Source organism: Flavobacterium sp. XGLA_31 (genome assembly GCF_051547105.1).
Classification (GTDB): Bacteria; Bacteroidota; Bacteroidia; order Flavobacteriales; family Flavobacteriaceae; genus Flavobacterium.
On sequence record NZ_JBPTTM010000001.1, the window covers coordinates 124,504 to 142,007 of the forward strand.

General features: G+C 40.6%; 10 protein-coding genes. 5 read left to right on the forward strand and 5 right to left on the reverse strand.

The features are described 5' to 3' along the window. Positions 1 to 85: 85 nt before the first annotated feature. The 5 genes from ACSVH6_RS00520 to ACSVH6_RS00540 all read right to left on the reverse strand — a co-directional run bounded on the left by ACSVH6_RS00520 (position 86) and on the right by ACSVH6_RS00540 (position 9,377). Positions 86 to 2,938 carry an alpha-amylase family glycosyl hydrolase gene (locus ACSVH6_RS00520; RefSeq protein ID WP_438074515.1) on the reverse strand — a complete coding sequence of 951 codons (2,853 nt, stop codon included), beginning with the start codon at positions 2,936 to 2,938 and terminating at the stop codon, positions 86 to 88. A gap of 64 nt (positions 2,939 to 3,002) precedes the next feature. Next, on the reverse strand, positions 3,003 to 3,776 hold the full coding sequence (locus tag ACSVH6_RS00525) for a SusE domain-containing protein (protein ID WP_438074517.1): 774 nt from the start codon (positions 3,774 to 3,776) through the stop codon (positions 3,003 to 3,005). A 19-nt stretch (positions 3,777 to 3,795) separates the two neighbouring features. Further along, a complete protein-coding gene (locus ACSVH6_RS00530; RefSeq protein ID WP_438074519.1) occupies positions 3,796 to 4,797 on the reverse strand; it encodes a SusE domain-containing protein in 1,002 nt (333 codons plus the stop codon). Positions 4,798 to 4,821: 24 nt separating this feature from the next. Continuing rightward, positions 4,822 to 6,411: a RagB/SusD family nutrient uptake outer membrane protein gene (locus ACSVH6_RS00535; RefSeq protein ID WP_438074522.1), complete on the reverse strand. Its 1,590-nt coding sequence runs from the start codon at positions 6,409 to 6,411 to the stop codon at positions 4,822 to 4,824. An 11-nt stretch (positions 6,412 to 6,422) separates the two neighbouring features. After that, positions 6,423 to 9,377 (reverse strand): SusC/RagA family TonB-linked outer membrane protein, encoded by a 2,955-nt coding sequence (locus ACSVH6_RS00540; protein WP_438074524.1) that lies wholly within the window; start codon positions 9,375 to 9,377, stop codon positions 6,423 to 6,425. Positions 9,378 to 9,604: 227 nt separating this feature from the next. Here ACSVH6_RS00540 and ACSVH6_RS00545 point away from each other — a divergent pair, with 227 nt between their 5' ends. From ACSVH6_RS00545 to ACSVH6_RS00565, 5 genes are all read left to right on the forward strand, one after another. Next, positions 9,605 to 10,627, forward strand: coding sequence for a LacI family DNA-binding transcriptional regulator (locus tag ACSVH6_RS00545; protein ID WP_438074526.1), 1,023 nt, complete (start codon positions 9,605 to 9,607; stop codon positions 10,625 to 10,627). 444 nt (positions 10,628 to 11,071) lie between these two features. Beyond that, positions 11,072 to 12,601 carry an MFS transporter gene (locus ACSVH6_RS00550; protein ID WP_438074528.1) on the forward strand — a complete coding sequence of 510 codons (1,530 nt, stop codon included), beginning with the start codon at positions 11,072 to 11,074 and terminating at the stop codon, positions 12,599 to 12,601. Next, positions 12,594 to 13,247, forward strand: a complete 654-nt coding sequence (gene pgmB / locus ACSVH6_RS00555) for a beta-phosphoglucomutase (protein WP_438074530.1) — start codon at positions 12,594 to 12,596, stop codon at positions 13,245 to 13,247. Before ACSVH6_RS00550 ends, pgmB begins: the two co-directional genes overlap by 8 nt. A 34-nt stretch (positions 13,248 to 13,281) precedes the next feature. Continuing rightward, positions 13,282 to 15,588 (forward strand): glycoside hydrolase family 65 protein, encoded by a 2,307-nt coding sequence (locus ACSVH6_RS00560; RefSeq protein ID WP_438074532.1) that lies wholly within the window; start codon positions 13,282 to 13,284, stop codon positions 15,586 to 15,588. 63 nt (positions 15,589 to 15,651) lie between these two features. Then, positions 15,652 to 17,484 carry a glycoside hydrolase family 13 protein gene (locus ACSVH6_RS00565; RefSeq protein ID WP_438074534.1) on the forward strand — a complete coding sequence of 611 codons (1,833 nt, stop codon included), beginning with the start codon at positions 15,652 to 15,654 and terminating at the stop codon, positions 17,482 to 17,484. Positions 17,485 to 17,504: the final 20 nt, after the last annotated feature.

Sequence of the window (17,504 nt, forward strand, 5' to 3'; positions counted from 1 at the left end):
TTTGTAAACATTATTTCCATAAAAATACAAAAAGCCGCACATTTCTGCACGGCTCTTCAAAATAATTATACTAACTAATCTAACCTTACTGTTTCATCAACTTCATCGTTTTGGTGTGACTGTTCCCATCGGTAACTTTTACTAAATAAATTCCTTTGTTCAAATCACTGACATTGTATTCATATTCTTCCAGTTGGCCATTGGTAAAAGCTTTCACTAATTGACCGGTCACAGAATAGATTTCGACTTTGGCAGTATTGGCATTTATAGTAAAATGACCCGTAGCGGGGTTAGGTGCTAAAACCACTTCTTCCAAATCATTGAAATCTTCAGTTCCCAAAGCTGCCTGATTTCCGTAAATTCTGAAACCACCCGCTTCAATGGTAATTGCTGCTGTAGTATTGGAAACATTAATTGTGGTATTATCCATTAAATTCACCCAAGTCCCGGTATAGGGAAAATCGGGAGTAACATTTTGGGAAGATGTACCAAAATTGGTTAAGATAACAACATTCTTTAATTGGGAAGTCGGCAAGGAATTATCATAAACATAGATGCGTTGCAAAAGAACATTTGTGGATACCGGACTGATTGCGTAATTACCGTTAAATACAACGTTATTCTTTTTGAGATTAATCATTTTCGCCCAATTGTTGTAAACGGTAGCACGTTGTGAAACACCCAGCCAATTGTTGGTCCACTGTGGTTGCGGTTTTGTCGCTAATTTACAATCACCCGCAGTAGCATCGGAATCAGTATTAACGCTGTTATTGGTACAAGTAAAGATGGAACTATTCATTCCCAAGTCGCCAAAATGCCAAATCATTTTTGGCCCGGGTACTAATAATGAAATAGCTCCAATTGATGACATTCGGGTAAGGCAGTTATTCAAACTTCCCACTGGTGGATTCGTTCCGCTGCCCAAACCATAAGTAATTCCGGAGTACATCAACCTTTCTTTATCATGGCTTTCAGGATATCCCATCAAACGTTTTCCTGAAAAACCGTGTGCTGTTGCTCCTATGCGACTAATATCTGCGCCGGTAGTATATCCTTCCATTAATTGGGAATAGGCATAGGTCATTTCTCCCCACATCATAATTCCTTTACTTGGTGTTTCAGACAGACGGTAATTAGCCCATACTTGTTCTTCGCTGTCAATGCCCAAATGTTCAAAAATAACATAGTGATAAGGATCTAATGACCAAGAGTAGTCCGCATAGTCTTCAAGGATGGCTACTCTATCTGCTTGATACGCGTTGGTACACGTATCGTCACCGGCAGAGCATGCTTGAGTAAACCCTTTGGTTAAGTCCCAACGGAATCCATCTATTTTAAATTCCTCTACCCATTGCTTGATGACTCTTTTTACAAAATATTTGGTATAGACAGAGGCATGGTTAAAATCATTTCCTACTCCATAGCTGTGTTTGGCAACGGTATTAAAATACGGATTATCCGAAGCTGGTGATCCATAACCGGTATTGTTTGGGTCTGTTTGCCACATGCGTACCAAAGGACATCTTCCAAAAGCATGATTCAAAGCCACGTCAAGAATAACGGCAATTCCATTTTGATGACATAAATCTATAAACTCCTGCATTTTGGCTTTGGTTCCGTAAAACTTATCCAAGGCCAAATGGAAAGCAGGATTATAGCCCCAACCTTCATTCCCTTCAAACTCCATAACAGGCATTAATTCGATTGCATTTATCTTAAGGTTTTTGAAATAATTGATACGGTCAATTAACGACTGAAAGCATCTGTTAGCGTCAAAATCACGAAGTAATACTTCATAAACTACCAGATTGTCTTTGTTTGGTTTTACAAAATTAGTTGTCGCACTACTCCATGGATAGGCAGTTTGTCCAGTTTGCAACACAGACACTTCAAACTGTTGTCCGGCAGGATAGGTTGGCATATTAGGATAGTTAGTAGCAGGAATAGTGGAATCATCATAAGGAGACAATACCAAAGTTGAATAAGGATCAGCCACTTTTACAACCGCTTGTGAATTAGTCGTTGGTGTTTGATCGACTACCCAATATTGAAAAGTGTTATTCACTCCGGGAGTCAAACCTGTAAGTTCCAACCAAAATTTACCTGTTGATGGGTCTTTTTTCATAGCATAGTTTCCATCTGGCGTCCAGTTGTTGAAACTACCTGCAACATAAACAAAGTCCTTTCCTGGTGCCGTTAACACCAAGGTTGCCTTTGAAGCGTCGGAAGTATTGTAATTGATTCCGTCTTCCAGATTGGCTGCCATGGCCTGGTTGACTGTTGGTGGTACAACAATAACGCTAAAACGCTTGTTGAAAACAGTAATCCCCTGAGTTATTTGCAACACATAGGATTTATTGGCCGTAATGTTGGTATCTGTAAAGCTGTAGGAAGCCCCAGTACTAGTATTGATACTTACGCCATTCGCAAACAAATTATAATCAGCATTGCCATTAGTATTATTTGCTGTAATGGAAAGGTTTTGTCCAGAGTTAATAATTGTGGTTGTATTCTCTGTTGGCGTTACCAAAGAAGATTGGAAGGCTCCAACATTTAAAAAAGTATCAGCAGTTTGTGCACTTCCCGCAGCATTTCTCAAAACCACACAAATTTGCGTGATAGAACTACTGGTTGAAACCCCAAAATAGGTATACAAATCAGGACTCATGGTAAGCGAATAGGTCGTTCCTGAAACAAACGTCAAAGCGGGCTGGGTGGTGTTGTTACCCCAGGTCCCTTTCACTGCACTCCACTGTACCCCGTCAACAGTCAAGCCAATATGGGCATAAATTGTACCCGTATAACTGGCTAATGGCGTTCCGGTTTTATCAAAATTAAGTGTCACTACCCCGGAAGCTATTGCCGGAGAAGGTGTAGTAGTCATTTGAGAGAACCCTAATGAGGTTACCAATAAGAAAAACAAAACAATTTTTTTCATAGTATCTATTCAGTTAAAAAAGGCTATTCAAAAAGAATAGCCTTTTATTTTAATTTAAGTTAGTTTATAACAACGTAACAGTGTAGTGTTTTGGTTCAATGCCACCAGTAGCTACTTCACTGAAATTAGCCACAATCAAATAGTCCCCGGTAACTGTTATCGGAATATTAGCCCCGTTTGCTTCTAAAGACAAATCATTACCATCATCTCCAAAGTTAGTTGACCAACCATCATCCAATCGGAATTTATAACCTCCTCCCGCTGTCATGTGGATTGTTATAGAATACAGATGTGTAGTCAAATCATAGTCCATGTTGGTATCAGAACCCCAACCAGTTGGTGTAGCATCTCCAATGATACCCCAGTTTGGCCAAGCTGGATAAGGGGTTAATGTAATGGTAAATGAATTTGAATATTGTGGTAAGCTTCCTAAACTACCCACTGTAGATTTGATGCGAACCTCAATATTACTGGCAACAAAAGGTGCAAAACCGGCATTTAAGGCTGCTGAGTTTAACTCTCCTACCGTAAAGTTTTGATATTTGCTAATAGTAGTAGCCACAGTTACAGGAGATGCGAAATCGTTTCCTGCCTCATCAAATTCAATACTGTAATTAACCACTGTCTGGGTACCGTCATAGGCGGCATAATCCCACACGAAAGTCGTTGCCAAATCATCGGGAGTATCGTGATTCAAAACCATACTGAGAGTGGCTGGTGCTTTCAGTGTTGGGGCTGTATCTGTTGATACCGGTTGTCTTTTGTCCACATCATCGGTACATGAAACCGCAAGGGCAACCCCCATAAAACCAACTAGAAATCTAGATATATTTTTCATAATATGCATTTCTTTAAAATTATAATTGCGTAATGGTATACGTCAAGCCCGTAAAATCTACGGTGATATAATAGGTTCCGGCAGCCGAAATCGGAATATTGGCTCCTCCATTATCTAAAGACAGGTTGGTATCATCATCCCCATAGTTAGTTGACCAATCATGGTTCAATCTAAATTTAAAGGCTCCTACGCTCATGTTCATGATAATGGTATATTTACCGGTAACGGGATTATAATCCATAAGGGTATCAGAACCCCACCCTGTTGGTGTTGCATCTCCAATGATACCCCAAGCATCAACCACTGGTGTAATGGTATAAGTATGGTTAACAAAATCAGCTACAATAGTATACGTTCCGGCTGTTACCGAAATGTTGGCTCCTCCGGATTCTAATGAAAGATTATTTCCGTCATCACCATAATTGGTAGTCCAACTGCCGTCAACTCTAAACTTAAATTCCCCTGTGAACAACTCAGTAGTAATCGAATAAGTTTCGGTCATTGGATTGAATCGCATTGCTTTATCGATACTCCATCCGCCACCGTCTCCCGTCAAAGCACTACCAATAATGCTCCAAATAGGCTGATAAGGTGTCACTTTCAAAGTATAGTAATTCGAAGTTCCCGCTGAACTGGTTATACGCACATCCATCAATCCCTCAACTCTAGGCGCCAAGCCTAAATTTTTGGCTGCAGTATCAAGCCCTCCTTGAGTAACATCTAAAAAATGATCCGTTGTTGTTCCAATAGTGAGTGGTGTTGCAAAATCGGTTCCGGCAACTGCTGCTTCAACCGTATAAGTTACATCACTCCCGGTTGGATTTTCAGTATCAGTCCATACAAAGGTAGTAGCCAGATTCCCTAATTTAGATCCATCTATAATGATATTGAAACTTGAATTGGGTGTCAATAACTTTAAACCTGTCTCAGTCGTGCCTCCTCCGGTATCCTGAACATCTTCTGTACATGAAAGTGTCATGATACTGATAAAAGCCAAAACTATTTTAAGTGTATTTTTCATAATTATTTATCTATAAATTATTTACTAATAACCTGTGTTTTGGGTTAAATTCTTATTTGCCTTAAGAGAATTATCCGGCACTGGGAATACTTTTCGGTTATCTGAAATAGACGTTCCGTTCAAACTGTTTCCTTTCCATGCCCAGTTATATCCCGTAGTATATTTTCCAAAACGAATCAAATCCTGTCTTCTGTGTCCTTCCCAGTGTAATTCTCTGGCTCTTTCATCAAGTATAAAGGCCAAGTTAGCAGAAGTAACAACAGGACTGTTTGCTCTGAGTCTTAAGGCATTGATATAGCCCAGTGAAGTAGCATCGGCATTAGGAGCAATAGTTGAATTGGTAGCCCCATCACGACGCATTTGCGCTTCGGCATACATTAGGTATACATCAGCCAATCTAAACAGTGGGAAATCAGTATCTACAAAGGTAGAGTTTGTTCCTGCCACACCAAGTGATGATTTGTTAGAGTATTTTGCCAAAATATACCCTTGCCCCTGAGTAGAGATGTTGGTGATATCAATTGGTCTTGAACCTGAGATAATAGTATTTCGTGTATCGTTGGTAAATTCAGCACCATCGAACTTCTGAACAAATTGTTTTCTGAGTCGAAGTGCACCTCCCCAGCCTCCAACACCCAGGTCAGAACCATTGTTTTCAACAGAACCTACTTCTCCGTTGATAATTACAGTAGTAGCCCCATAGTTTTGGGTTACTTGCCCGTCTGATTGCAGTGTGAAGATCATTTCAGGTGACGAATTATTATCCGCCGTAAAGTTGAACAGATAATTTGAATTCAAAGTATAGCCGCCATCCATAATATCATTACAGGCCGCCATACATTCAGCATATTTAGGTGTGCCAATGTATACTTCAGCATTTAAATAGATTTTAGCTAAAATCATTTGAGCTACAGCTTTGTCTACCCTGCCATATTCGTTGGTTCTGGCTGGTTTCAAATCAGGCATTACTGCGTTTAACTCATCTTCAATAAAAGTGAAGAGTTGTGCTCTGCTGTATTCAGGACCTACAAAGTTAATCGGGTCATTTTCCGTAATGAATGCGGCTTTGCCAAATAAATCCATCATGTTATAATACGCCAACGCTCTCAACACTCTTACTTCCTGTCTGTACAAGGCAATATTGGCCACATCGGTAGCGTTGGTAATACCTCTTGAAGCCAATTTCTCAGGAGTTGACTGTCTTAAAAAATCGTTGGCAATGGCCACTTCAGCCATGGTTCTACTGTACATTCCCAATAAAATTGGATTGGCAGAAGTCCAAGTGTTTCTTTGCAATTCAGCTACACCCTCGTCACCTTCATAACTCCAAACGGCTTCGTCTGTAGTCAAATCCTGAAGGTACCACATACATCTTCCAAACTGACTGGTTCCTGCATCAATCCCTTGCAGGAATGAGGAACCTGCGTCACCGGTACCGGTTAATGATAAATTACCATACACCCCGGCTAATGCTTGTTTATATCCTTGAGGTGTTGAAAATAAAACCTCTGCAGAATTTACAGTCGGGTCTGTAGATGCTACATCCATATCGTTAGTGCAAGACTGAAGTCCTGCCAACATCATAAGGGATACAATTATTGTTATTTTTTTCATATCGCTATTTTTTAAAATTTCACGTTAGCTCCAAATAAGATAGTACGTTGTCTTGGGTAAATGGCCAAGTCAACTCCATTTTTATCAACTTCAGGGTCTAACCCACTATATTTTGTAATGGTAAATACATTTTGACAACCGGCAAACAATCTTACAGAGGCTTTTCCTTCTAACCATTTCGGGAAGGTATATCCTAAAGTAATATTGTCCATTTTTAAGTACGAACCATTTTCAATCCAAATATCTGACAATGGTAGTTTGCTGTCTGATTTAGTCACAAAACCGGTCTCCAATACGTTGGTCGGAATGTTTCCGGCTGCGTTTCCTGTGTTTAGGTTTTGGAATTGTGCTCTACCGGCATTCACTGCATTGAAGACTCTGTTACCCAAACTGGCTCTTAAGTTGAATGAAAAATCAAGATTTTTATAATTCATAGAAGAAGCAAAACCAAAAGTAGCTTTTGGTGCCGGGTTTCTGTAGATGTATTTATCCGAAGCGTTGATGATTCCGTCCCCGTTCAAATCGGCATAAGCCCCTTCAATTGGTTTACCGGCGGTATCATACAATTGTTTGTATACAAAGAACGAGTATGGAGCATACCCTTCTCTGTAAATTTGAGCTTGGGTACCGGTTCCGGTAATGTTATCCCCTACTCTAATGTCAGCATTATTGATTAGTTCAGTAATCTTTCTGTCAAAATGAGTAACGTTAAAGTTTACATTCCAATTGAAGTCTTGGGCTTTTACTACTTCAGCATTCAAGTTGAACTCAATACCTTTAGTGGTAAAGCTACCAACATTTTGATACACTACGTTCGAAAAGTTACCTCCATCAGCCACCGGACCGTTAACCAATAAATCTTTTGATTCTTTATAGAATACATCTACCGCACCTGTTAAACGGTTTGAAAAGAAACCATAATCAATTCCGGCATTATATGTAGTTGTTTCCTCCCATTTAATGATAGGGTTGTAAGCTGTAGAAACTGCAATAGGTGTTGGAGATGGTCCAAAATAGTATTGAGACGAACCACTTCCGGTCACATAACTTTGAAGGTAAACCGTTGCATTATCCTGACCTAAATCTTGTTGTCCGGTAACCCCCCAGCCTAAACGAAGTTTTAAATCAGTTAGGGTTTTGTTTTCTTTGAAGAAATCTTTATTCACTTTCCAAGCAAAAGCTACTGCCGGGAAATTCCCGTAACGGTTATCTTTTGCAAATCTTGAAGAACCGTCTCTTCTGTAAGACAAGGTCAACAAGTATTTATCATCATAATTGAAATTGGTTCTTCCAAAGAAACCAACTAATACTACAGGAGTTTTAGAACGGTGTTGTGGAAATCCTGTTGGTCCTGTAGTAGCCAGGTTCGGGTCATTGACATTTCCTGTTACATAGGTTTTACTTTCAATTTTTTGATATGAATACCCTGCTGTAGCATCGAAAACTGTTTTTCCAAAAGTTTTGTTGTACGCTAAATAAGAATCGAATAATTTATTCTTTTTATTTGAGGTAGAATATTCATTTGTCCCGTAAGGAATATTGTTGTTTTGTCCTGACGAAGCAGCATCGCTACCTGCCAGTTTTCTTCTTTTACCGTCTCCTTCGTCATACCCTGCATTTAAAACTACTCTCAAGTCAGGGAAGAAGTGCAATTTATAATCCAATTCGATATTACCAAATAATCGGTTATACTCACCCGTATCATGTGTTTGCAATAATTGAGCAACCGGGTTTCTCGGAGTCTGACTAATCAACTCATTAGTTGTTGTATTGTAGTACTCATGAAAACCTCCGTAAGGAGAAGCAGCATCATAGACCGGCTGTGTTGGGTCATAGTTGATGGCAGCACCTTCAACAGCATCGGTAAAGCGGTTACGCTCGTTTGAGTAGTTGGCATTTACCTTAAATTTCAAATGATCTTTAAAAAAAGAAGGGTTTAAAGCTACTCCTACAGTGTTTCTGTTGAAAGAGTTAGTAAGCCTTAAACCTTCCTGATAGGTATTCCCCAAAGTCAAGCGGGACGGTATCGTATTGAATAAATTACCGCGCAATGAAATATTGTTATCTACATAATCCGTTCTGCGGTAAATTTCTTTTTGCCAATCGGTATTTGCAGTACCCAATCTTGGTAATACATCCGGATAATGATCGGTAACTACCTGTCTGAATTGTTCTGCACCGAAAACATCGACTGTTTTTACCAGCTTACCCGAACCATATTGGAAATTGTAATCCACGGCCAGTTTTTTAGCTCCTTTTTTAGTAGTAATCAAGATAACCCCATTCGATGCACGAGAACCATAGATGGCTGTTGCTGATGCATCTTTCAACACCGAAATCGATTCGATGGTACTTGGGTTAAGTGATGCCAAAAACGAAGTGGAACCTGTACCGGTATTGTTATCCAATGGCAATCCATCGATTACAATCAACGGGTCATTGGAAGCATTCAAAGAAGCTCCTCCGCGGATTCTGATTTCAGAACCTGAACCCGGCGCTCCCGAAGTGTTAACAGTAACACCCGCTATTCTTCCGTTTAATAAATTTTCTGCTGTCACATTAGCTCCTTTATTGAAATCCTTAGCAGCCAAAACCGCCACCGATCCGGTAGCATCTTTTTTCTTAACAGAACCATACCCCACTTGCACCACTACTTCTTGTAGCTGATTGGACGATTCTTCTAAGCTTACGTTTACAGATTTTTGACCGGTATATTTTACCGTTTCGTTGGCGTACCCAATAAAACTGAAGACAACAACGTCTCCGTTTTTAAGTCCACCTAACTGAAATTTTCCGTCAAAATCTGTTGAGGTACCTAATTTAGCACCTTGAACAGTTACATTTACTCCTGGTAAGGGTTGGTTTGATTTTTTATCAACAACAACTCCGCTTAAAGTGCTCTGAGCCAAAACACTAAAAGGCAGCAACAGGAATAAAAATAACAACTTTTTGTAAATTGTTTTCATACATTTTGTTTAGGTTAAAAAATTGAATTTTGTGCTTATACTTATACTTCGAATGTTAAATTTATGTAAAAATTTCAACCTACCTGATGTAACAATTGTTAAATGTCCATCGAAAACGTTTTCGTGTTGAAAACTTTTTATATTTTATAATAAATTAATAGTAAAATTGAAAGAATAAAAAAATACATCTATCTTTATTCAGAAATCAGCTTTACCAAACTAACCTCATGAAAAGAAAAGTAACTTTAAAGCAAATCGCCAAAGAACTTGATGTTTCTATCTCTACCGTATCAAAATCATTGCGTAACAGCATGGAAATCAGCGAAGATACCCGACAAAAAGTTCAGGCTTTTGCTAAATTATACAACTACAAACCCAACAACATTGCCCTGAGTTTAAAGAACAAAAAAACCAAGACAATTTGTATTATTATTCCTGAAATTATTCATCATTTTTTCGCCACCGTAATCAGCGGTGTAGAAAGTGTTGCCAACGAAAACGGCTACAACGTACTGGTCTGTCTTTCAGACGAATCCTTTGACAAAGAAGTGATTAACATGGAGATGCTGGCCAACGGAAGTATCGATGGCTTCATCATGTCGCTGTCTAAAGAAACCCAACAGAAGAAAGATTTTCACCATATCGTCGAGGTCATCAACCAGGGAATGCCCGTGGTGATGTTTGACCGCGTAACCAATGATATTTTGTGTGACAAAGTGATTATTGACGACAACCTTGCCGCCTTTAACGCCACCCAGTACCTGATAGACAAAGGCTTTAAAAAAATAGCACTGATTACCACCATAGACTACGTCAGCGTTGGAAAACTCAGAACCGAAGGCTATAGCAAAGCGTTGAAAAACAACGACCTGAAAGTGGATGAAAGTATCATTTTAAAAATCGAAGACACCGAAAACTTTGAAGCTTCCATAGAAGAATTGATTACCGCCAATCCGGACCTGGAAGCCATCTTTGCCGTAAACGAATTATTTGCCGTAACCGCCATTAAAACGGCCAATAAATTGGGTAAAAAAGTCCCTGAAGACCTCTCTGTCATCGGTTTTACCGACGGCATTATTTCCAAATATTCTTCCCCCAGCATTACTACTGTGAGCCAAAACGGAATCAAAATGGGTGGCAAAGCGGCCAAAATGCTCATTGAGAGACTGGAAGCCGAAGAAGAGGAAGAAGAACAATACCGCACCGAAGTGATCGAAACCGATTTGGTCGAACGGGAATCCACCATTTAACCGCGCCTTTCAGGCTCCTTGTTTATAAAAAATTGAGACGCTTCCACTCCGTACTCAACAGGGCTTTTTGTGGGGTTTTGTTCGGAGTGTGTCCGATGTGTGTCCGATGTGTGTGCGATGTGTGTGCGATGTGTGTCCGAGTAAAAAGGTATTTTCATCGGACACACATCGGAGACATAATGCTTTCATCACGCACACATCCTGAACCAAGGCTAGCGAAAAAAGATAGCTCATCTTCTCGAAGACTGGTTTCAGTCTGCTGCTATTTATCAACAAAAAACGTTTTCGTAAGCTCAGGAGGGCATTTTTTTTATGGAAAGCCAACACAATTTAAATTCTTTAGTATCTTTACCACAATAATCAAAGCTTATACTTTACTTCGAAAACAGAGTAAGTTTTGATAAGTATAACGCTTATCGTACTATAAACCAATAAATTACGATAATGGAAAAGCGTAAGTTAGGTTTCTGGGAAATCTGGAACATGAGTTTCGGTTTCTTGGGAATACAATTCGGTTTTGCCCTTCAAAACGCAAACACCTCAAGAATTTTTGATACCCTAGGCGCAGAAGTCGATAAAATAGGACTGTATTGGTTAGCGGCACCGTTAACCGGACTGATTATTCAGCCTATAGTGGGTTATTTCTCAGACAGAACCTGGACCCGATTAGGACGCCGCAGGCCTTACTTTTTAGCCGGGGCTATACTGTCGTCTTTGGCATTGATTTGTATGCCTAATTCTCCCACACTGTGGATTGCCATTGGCACGCTTTGGATTATGGACTCCTCGATAAACATTTCGATGGAACCGTTTCGTGCCTTTGTAGGCGATAACCTTTCTGAAAAGCAAAGAACTCTTGGTTTTGCCATGCAAAGTTTCTTTATCGGATTAGGTGCAGTTGTCGGTTCGGCGCTCCCTTATGTGTTTACCAATTGGTTTAACATTCAAAACACAGCTCCCGAGGGAATTGTACCGCCCTCTGTAAAATGGTCTTTTTATGTAGGCGGACTGGTCTTTCTTTTGGCTGTAATTTGGACCGTGGTAAAATCCAAGGAATATTCCCCGGAAGAGTTGGAAGCTTTTGAAAATGCCAAAAAAGACGCGGTCAAACCAACAGATTCGCAAGCTGAAAACGGGTGTACCGAGAAAAGACAGTTCAGCATTGGACTCGTATTGGCCATCATAGGGCTAATCTTGTCCTATTTTGTACACGACATCAACACCAACAGCAAAAACAGCCACAAAGAGCTGTATATTCTGTCTGTAGGCATCCTGACTGCCGGAGTCCTGTTTGCTATAGTTTCCCAATTGCGAAAAAACAACATCCGAAACGGCTTCACCATTATTGTAACCGATTTGTTAAACATGCCTAAAACCATGAAACAGTTGGCTTGGGTACAGTTTTTTTCCTGGTTTGCTTTATTTGCCATGTGGATTTATACGACTAAAGCGGTCACCGGTCACGTTTTTGGAACCAATGATACTACATCAAAACTTTACAATGATGCTGCCGACTGGGTTTCTGTGATGTTTACGGTATACAACGGGGTAGCTGCCGCAGTTGCCTTCTTATTGCCGGTCTTAGCCCGACGAACCAGCAACAAATTTACCCACATGCTGGCGCTGATTGCCGGCGGATTAGGCTTAATTTCTATTTATTTCCTTTCGGATAAAGTGGGATTGCTTTTGGCCATGATTGGTGTGGGAATTGCTTGGGCCAGTATCCTTTCTATTCCTTATGCCATGCTCTCAGGAGCCTTGCCTTCGAGCAAAATGGGATACTATATGGGAGTTTTCAATTTCTTTATCGTGATTCCGCAAATTGTAGCCGGAACCATACTGGGCTTTTTAGTGAATACATTTTTCAATGACGAACCTATTTATGCCCTGATTATCGGCGGACTGTCTATGATATTGGCAGGATTATTAACCTTGACGGTAGCGACCAACAAAAAGATTAACATTAATGACTAAAAAAGCATTTATTTTCGACCTCGACGGCGTAATTGTGGACACGGCTAAATACCATTTTTTAGCCTGGCAAAAAATTGCCGCCGAACTGGGAATCGAATTTACACCCGAACACAACGAAGAATTAAAAGGGGTGAGCCGTGTGCGTTCACTCGACATTATTTTGGCTTTGGGCAACATCAAAGCAACTCCCGAAGACAAGGAGAAATGGCTGACCCAAAAAAACGCAGACTACCTTTCCTATATTGAGAATATGGATGAAAGCGAAATTTTGCCGGGAGTCATCAATGTGCTCCAATTTATTAAAGAGAAACAACAATTCATAGCATTGGGCTCGGCCAGCAAAAACGCCAGACCCATATTGGAAAAAGTAAAGATATTACACCTGTTTGACGCCATTGTCGACGGCAATGATGTCACCAATGCCAAGCCCGACCCTGAGGTATTCCTCAGAGCGGCTCAACTGGTTAATGCCAAAAATGAAGATGCCATCGTATTTGAAGATTCTGTGGCGGGGATACAGGCGGCCAACATCGCCAACATGATTAGTGTAGGGATAGGCGATGATAAAATTCTACACGAAGCCAAATACAATTTTAAAGATTTTACTTTTATGGATACTTCGTTTATCGAAGCACTCATCAACTAAAATTGAATGATCAAAGGACAATAAAAAAATTACAATGAACCAAGATTATATCAAACCAGACAACTGGTCGATTATTGAAGAAGGATTTGATGCCGAGCAGGTGAAATCTTCCGAAAGTCTTTTCAGTATTGGGAACGGAGCCATGGGACAACGTGCCAATTTTGAAGAATACTATTCCGGAGACACCTTTCAGGGAAGTTATATTGCCGGGATATATTATCCGGACAAAACCAAAGTGGGTTGGTGGAAAAACGGGTATCCCGAATATTTTGCCAAAGTACTCAACGCCCCGAACTGGATTGGTATCGACATCGAAGTTAACGGAGAAGTGTTGGATTTAGCTACTTGCAAAGTAGCCGATTTCAAACGCCAGTTAAACATGAAAGAGGGTTGGTACCATCGTTCCTTTACCGCAACCTTACCAAACGGAACCGAGATTGCGGTGAATGTGCGTCGTTTTCTTTCGTTGGATTTAGACGAACTGGGCGCTATCAAATATGAAATCACGCCCAAAAACAAGCAGGCAACCGTAGTTTTCAAACCGTACTTGGATGCGGGGGTTCATAACGAAGACGCCAACTGGGAAGAGAAATTTTGGGAACCATTACAAACCCAACACAACGAGAACGAAGCTTTTGTAGTAGCCCGCACCTTCAAAACCCATTTTGAGGTAGCTACTTACATGCACAATACCATTTTAATCAACAATGAAAACCAACACTTCAAACCTGCCTTTGTAGACACCTCTTCTAATAAAGTGGTTTTTACCTATGAAACACTGGTAGGTCAAGGACAAACTATAGCCCTGCAAAAACTGGGAGGGTACACCGTCTCTATGAATCACGCTACGGAACATCTGATTCCGGCAGCACAGCACAATATCCAAAAAGCACTGACTTTAGGGTATGACACCTTGTTGCAAAATCAAATCGAGGCCTGGGCCAAAATTTGGGAGATGAGCGACATCACCATCGAAGGCGACGTGAAAGCCCAGCAAGGGATTCGTTTCAATATTTTCCAGCTCAACCAAACGTACCTCGGTAAAGACAGCCGATTGAATATTGGTCCTAAAGGATTCACGGGAGAGAAATACGGCGGTTCTACTTATTGGGACACGGAAGCCTACTGCATCCCATTTTACATGGCCACCAAAGACCAGCAGGTCGCCCGAAACTTATTGACCTACCGCTACAACCAGTTGGATAAAGCTATTGAAAATGCCGGCAAATTAGGATTTACCAATGGTGCGGCTTTGTACCCTATGGTGACTATGAACGGAGAAGAATGTCATAACGAATGGGAAATTACCTTTGAAGAAATACACCGAAACGGCGCTATTGCTTTTGCCATTTTCAACTACCACCGATTTACAGGAGATTACAGTTATATCCCTGAGAAAGGCTTGGAAGTACTGATTGGTATTGCCCGTTTTTGGCATCAAAGAGCCACCTACTCTACCCATAAAAATCAATACATGATTTTAGGGGTTACAGGTCCCAACGAATACGAAAACAACGTCAACAATAATTTCTATACTAATTATTTGGCCAAATGGTGTATCGATTATACTATGGCACAAATCAAGAAGGTAGAACAAGAATACCATGCGGATTATGTTCGCATCATGAACAAAGTCAAATTATCCGATGCAGAGATTACGCATTGGAAAAAAGTAGCCGACCACATGTATTTTCCTTACTCGGAAGAACACGGAGTCTATTTGCAACAAGACGGTTTTCTGGACAAAGAATTGGTAAAAGTGCATGATTTAGACAAAAGCCAACGACCAATCAATCAAAAATGGTCGTGGGACCGCATCCTGCGTTCGCCTTATATCAAACAAGCGGATACCTTGCAGGGTTTCTATTTCTTTGAAGACCATTTTACCAAAGAACAATTGGAGAAACACTTTGATTTTTACGAACCGTTTACCGTACATGAAAGTTCGCTTTCTCCTTGTGTCCACTCTATTCAGGCAGCTACTTTGGGAAGAATGGAACAGGCTTACACCTTCTATTTAAGAACTTCCCGCTTGGACTTGGACGATTACAACAAAGAGGTCGAAGAAGGCTTACACATCACTTCCATGGCCGGAACCTGGATGAGTATTGTGGAAGGTTTTGGCGGTATGCGGGTTAAAAACGATGCCTTGCATTTCGAACCGAGAATTCCGGCAGAATGGCATGGTTACTCGTTTAAAATCAACTTCAGAAATCAAATTCTGAAAGTAGCCGTGCATCAAAACGAAACCAAATTTTCACTGGAAGGCGACAAAGAACTGACCGTTTATGTCAACGGAAAAGCAATATTGGTAGAACCTAACGGATTGGTTACGGTTTAAAAATAGGAATAGTTAAACCCGACAGACATTGAAAACCTGTCGGGTTTTTAATTTTATAATAGTATGAAAAAAATAGTCTTCTTGTCGTTTTTGTTTTCAGCGGTTTCATTCGCTCAGGTTCAAAAAACGGAACCGCCGTTTTGGTGGAGTGATATGAATCTTTCTGCAGTGCAAATTATGTTCTACGGAAAAAACATAGCACAAAGTGAGGTATCGGTTTCCAACGGCATTGTCATCAAAGGCATTCAAAAAACAGAAAATCCTAACTACGTTTTCGTAACCATCGACACCAAAAATGTTCCGGCACAGGATTTTGTCTTCACTTTCAAAAACGGTAAAAAATCATTCACTCAAAACTATTCACTCAAAGCCAGAAAAGCCGGTTCTAAATTCCGAAAAGGCTATGACAGTTCGGATATGATTTATTTGATTATGTCGGATCGCTTTGCCAACGGAAATCCCAACAACGACAGCGATGCCTCGGTAACCGAAAAAGCAGACCGCAGCAATCCCAACGGGAGACACGGAGGCGATATTCAGGGCATCATCAAAAACTTAGACTATATTCAATCGCTGGGGGCTACCGCCGTTTGGCCAACGCCGCTTTGTGAAGACAATGACGAAAGAGGCTCTTATCATACCTATGGGCAATCGGATGTGTACAAAATCGACCCGCGTTTCGGAACCAATGAAGACTACCTAAAACTGAGTGCCGAATTACACCAACGCGGCATGAAGAATATTTTGGATTACGTAACCAATCACTGGGGCTGGCAACATTGGATGATTAAAGATTTGCCAACCTATGACTGGATTCATCAATTCCCCGGCTACTCGCAATCCAATTACAGAATGACTACACAGTTTGACACTAATGCTTCAGCCATTGATAAGAAAAATTGTGTGGACGGTTGGTTTGTCAAATCGATGCCCGACCTGAACCAGTCCAATCCTCTGGTCTTGAATTACCTGACTCAAAATGCTATTTGGTGGATTGAATATGCTGATTTGGATGGTTTCCGGGTAGACACCTACTCATACAATGATAAAGAGGGTATTTCCAAATGGACCAAAGCCATCACCGATGAATACCCTAATTTCAATATTGTGGGTGAAGTATGGATGCACAATCAGGCACAAATGGCCTATTGGCAAAAAGACAGCAAAGTAGGCGCCATAGAAAGTTTCAATTCGCATCTACCAAGTGTCATGGACTTTACTTTGTTCGACGCTTTAGGCACTGTGTTCAATGAAGACAAAGCAGAATGGGACAAAGGCATGATTAAGATTTATGACAATTTTGCCAACGATTTTCTGTATCCGAACAGCAACAATATATTGGTTTTTGCCGAAAATCACGACACCAACCGTTTCAACCAAGCCTATCAAAACGATTTCCGAAAATACCAAATGGTCATGACCTTGATTGCCACCATTCGCGGAATTCCGCAATTGTATTACGGTTCCGAAATTGGCATGGCGGGTGATAAAGGCAAAGGCGATGGCGATATCCGTCGTGATTTTCCGGGAGGTTGGCATGGCGACACCAACAATGCCTTTACCGCATCGGGAAGAACCGAGGAGCAAAATAAGTTTTATGATTTCACAGCCAAATTGTTTCACTGGCGCAAAACGGCAGATGTGATTCATTTTGGCAAAATGATGCATTATGTACCGGAAAACAACGTGTATGTGTACTTCCGATACAACGAAAAAGAAACCGTAATGGTGGTCATCAATAACAGTCCCGACAAGCAGACCTTCAAAACCAATCGCTTTGCGGAAAGCATCAAAAATCACACTTCCGGGAAAGACGTTGTAACCGGGAAGTCTTTTGATTTGAAAAATGACATCACTATTGACGGAAAAGCGGCCTTGATTTTGGAATTAAAATAACATCGTGAAATAAAAGATTC

Excerpts from the sequence above, each read along its gene's own strand:
- ACSVH6_RS00535 (WP_438074522.1), bottom strand. The coding sequence starts at position 6,411 with ATGAAAAAAATAACAATAATTGTATCCCTTATGATGTTGGCAGGACTT.
- ACSVH6_RS00565 (WP_438074534.1), top strand. The coding sequence starts at position 15,652 with ATGAAAAAAATAGTCTTCTTGTCGTTTTTGTTTTCAGCGGTTTCATTC.
- ACSVH6_RS00530 (WP_438074519.1), bottom strand. The coding sequence starts at position 4,797 with ATGAAAAATACACTTAAAATAGTTTTGGCTTTTATCAGTATCATGACA.
- ACSVH6_RS00525 (WP_438074517.1), bottom strand. The coding sequence starts at position 3,776 with ATGAAAAATATATCTAGATTTCTAGTTGGTTTTATGGGGGTTGCCCTT.
- ACSVH6_RS00560 (WP_438074532.1), top strand. The coding sequence starts at position 13,282 with ATGAACCAAGATTATATCAAACCAGACAACTGGTCGATTATTGAAGAA.
- ACSVH6_RS00545 (WP_438074526.1), top strand. The coding sequence starts at position 9,605 with ATGAAAAGAAAAGTAACTTTAAAGCAAATCGCCAAAGAACTTGATGTT.
- pgmB (WP_438074530.1), top strand. The coding sequence starts at position 12,594 with ATGACTAAAAAAGCATTTATTTTCGACCTCGACGGCGTAATTGTGGAC.
- ACSVH6_RS00550 (WP_438074528.1), top strand. The coding sequence starts at position 11,072 with ATGGAAAAGCGTAAGTTAGGTTTCTGGGAAATCTGGAACATGAGTTTC.
- ACSVH6_RS00520 (WP_438074515.1), bottom strand. The coding sequence starts at position 2,938 with ATGAAAAAAATTGTTTTGTTTTTCTTATTGGTAACCTCATTAGGGTTC.
- ACSVH6_RS00540 (WP_438074524.1), bottom strand. The coding sequence starts at position 9,377 with ATGAAAACAATTTACAAAAAGTTGTTATTTTTATTCCTGTTGCTGCCT.